The organism is Kitasatospora sp. NPDC056327 (assembly GCF_042261735.1).
Taxonomy (GTDB): Bacteria; Actinomycetota; Actinomycetes; order Streptomycetales; family Streptomycetaceae; genus Kitasatospora.
Genome location: NZ_JBHJRC010000501.1, coordinates 1 through 2,879 on the forward strand (window position 1 = coordinate 1; position 2,879 = coordinate 2,879).

The following is a 2,879-nucleotide window of genomic DNA, read 5'->3' on the forward strand; positions in this document are numbered from 1 at the left end:
GGCCCGGGGCCGTCCGGGAGGGCCGGTCAGAAGGTGGTGGGGACGAGCGTCCACCGCTGGTTGGCGTTGCCGTTGCACTCCCAGATGCCGGGCACGGTGCCGTTGGCGGCGTTCCAGCCGGGCAGCTCCAGGCAGGCGTTCGAGGCGGGGTTGTAGATCTCGCCGGACGCGCGGTACGTCCAGAGCTGGCCGCCGGTGCCCCGGCAGTCCGCGATGGCGGCCGGCGCGCCCCAGTCGGTCCGGTCGTCCCGGACGGTCACGCAGCGTCCGCCGGTGCGCAGGGTGCCGTCGGCGGCGAAGGCGAACTTCTGGTTCTCGCCGTTCCAGCAGTCGTAGAGGCCGAGGGAGCCGCCGGCGGACGCGCCGTAGTTGTCCAGGCAGCGGCCCGCCGCGTGCACGGAGACGACGTTGTGGGCGGGCAGGCTCGCCTCGGCGATGTCCTGCGGCCGGGCGAACCGCGGCAGACCGCCCTGCGGGGCGGTGCCCCGGAACTGGATCAGCCGGCCGTCGGCCGAGGTGGCGACCAGGTCGGGGTACCCGTCGGCGTTGTAGTCACCGGGAGAGTCCACGGCGGGGAAGGCGCCCGCGGCGAGGCCGAGCGGGAGCACGGCGTGGGCGGCGGGAACCGTCCACCGCTCGCTGGCGCCGTCGTGGCAGTCCCAGATCGCCAGGTGGTTGCCCGCCGTGGCGTCGGCCCGGGGCACGTCGAGGCACCGGCCGGAGGCCGGGTTCCGCAGCGTGCCGGGGTAGGGGCCGGCCGCCCAGGTCTGGGCCGCGCTGCCGTTGCAGTCCCACAGGTTGACGGGCGAGCCGTTCGCGGTGGCGCCGCCGGTGACGTCGAGGCACTTGCCGAGCACGTGCAGCGAACCGTCGGTGCCGAGGGTGAACCCCTGGTTGGCCGGGACGGCCTGGCCGGCGCAGTTCCACAGCAGGGCCCGGGTTCCGTTGCCCGTCCAGCCGCGCTCCAGGTCGGCGCACATGCTCACGCCGCCGGCGCCGCCGAGCGCGGACACCAGGGGCTTGCGGGTGGGCGGCTGCAGGGGCGTGAAGCCGCTCTGGGTCCTGCCCTGGGCGTCGAGCGGGAGGGGCAGGGCGGTGACGGCGCCGGTCACGGTGTCGCGCACCCAGAGCACGGGCGCGCCGGCGACCTCGCCGGGGAACATCAGGGTGTAGCCGCTCCAGTCGGTGCCGGCCGCGCCGAGCTCGACGCCGGTGCCGAGGTGGCAGAGCAGCTCCCCCGGGTAGTGGCGCAGGTGGCCGTTCTCGACGGTGATCAGGCCGGGCCGGCCGGTGCCCCGCTGGACGGCGGTCAGCTGGGTCACGTTGTCCCAGGTGCGGTCGATGCCGGCGTCGCACATGCCGCCGCGGTCGTCCACGAGGAGGGTGTCCCGGGTGAAGCGGCCCTCGATGCCGCCCGGGAACGCGTTGGCGTCGTTGAGGTAGATGTAGAGCTGCTTGTAGGTCTTGTGGTAGGCGAACAGCGAGTCGCCCTGCCCCGAGGCCGCGCCGCGGTGGGCGACCAGGTAGTTGTTCCAGTCGTCGTGGCGGGGGCCGCGGTCCGCCGGGGAGGCGGTCTCGGGCACGCCCGGGGCGGTGACGCCGCCGCGGACCAGGGTCAGCGTGCCGTCGGCGGCCGGGGCCAGGAAGTCGCGGATCCCGTCGAGGTCGACGTCACCGGCGACCGGCGGGGTGGCCGGCCTGGAGGGGGCGTAGAAGTCGTAGGTCGCGGCCTGCGGCTGGGTGTTGCCGGCGCCGTCGACGGCGCGCACGTTCAGCCGGTGGCTCCCCCAGGCGGCGACGCCGACGCTGATCGGGACGTCGGCCCAGGCGGTGCCGTCGGCCGCGTAGGAGGCCGCGACCCGGGAGGCGCCGGTGACCGGGATGTTGTCGTCGAGCGCGTACTGGAACTCGCGGACCCCGGCGGCGCGGCAGTCGCCGGCCGGGCAGCCGCCCGGGACCGGGTCCTTGCTGGTGACGCGGACGGTGACGCCTCGGTCGCCGGCGTGGCCGGTGGGCGTGGCGCCGCTGCCCTGCGGCGGGAACACCGTCGAGGGCGCGACGGCGGCGAGCGTGGGGGCGGTGACGTCGACGTCGAAGGCGCAGGACGCCGTCTCCGGGCTGCTCGCGCCCCCGGCGGTGGACCGGGCGTTCCAGCCGTAGCGGTGGCCGTCGACCAGCGCGCGGCCGACGGCGACCCGGGCCGTGCCCGCGGTCTGGGCGACGGGCCCGCTGGTGAGCAGGGCGGCGCCGGCGGATCCGGCGTCCTCGCCGGCCGTGACGTCCCAGAGCCGGAAGGCGATCCGGAGGTCACTGCCGGGCGGCACGCCCTCGGCCCGGGCGGACAGCCGGACGTCGGAGGTGCCGTCCGGCAGCGGCGTCGTCCGGCCGATCCAGCCGGGCGTGCCACCGCCGCAGGCGTTGTCGCCGGGGTTCCTGGGCCCGGGGTCGGTGGACAGCGCGGTGGGGACCGGCACGGGGTCGCCCGACGCCCGGGCGTCGGCGTACGCGGCGCCGGGAGCGGCCAGCACGACACCGGCCGCGCACAGGGCCGCCAGGACTCTCGACGGTGGTCCCCCGGGGCGCCGGAGGGAACGGGAAACTCGCATGGTGTGTCAGCCGCCTTCGCAGCAGAGCCCCCGATCCGCGGCCGACTGCCGCGAATCCCGCCAACGACAGGCCGGCGAGGGGAGATTGTCCGATTCGATGCGCATTGCGACCGCCCGTCAGCTGACGTCGCCTCACCTCGGCGATCGGTGCGCGGTCGAACGTTAGTGCGTCCGGAAGCCGGGTGGCAATCGGTTTCCGTGATCGTTGCGAAGGCTTCGCCGGGCAGGACCTCGCAGGTCACACGGGCGCCGGACGGCGCTCGGCCCCGGCCC

Annotated in this window: 1 protein-coding gene; it reads right to left on the reverse strand. The window is 76.0% G+C overall.

Annotation, left to right across the window (positions count from 1 at the left end):
• Nucleotides 1-26: 26 nt before the first annotated feature.
• On the reverse strand, nucleotides 27-2,606 hold the full coding sequence (locus ACFCX4_RS35730) for a ricin-type beta-trefoil lectin domain protein (RefSeq protein ID WP_376151558.1): 2,580 nt from the start codon (nucleotides 2,604-2,606) through the stop codon (nucleotides 27-29).
• Nucleotides 2,607-2,879: the final 273 nt, after the last annotated feature.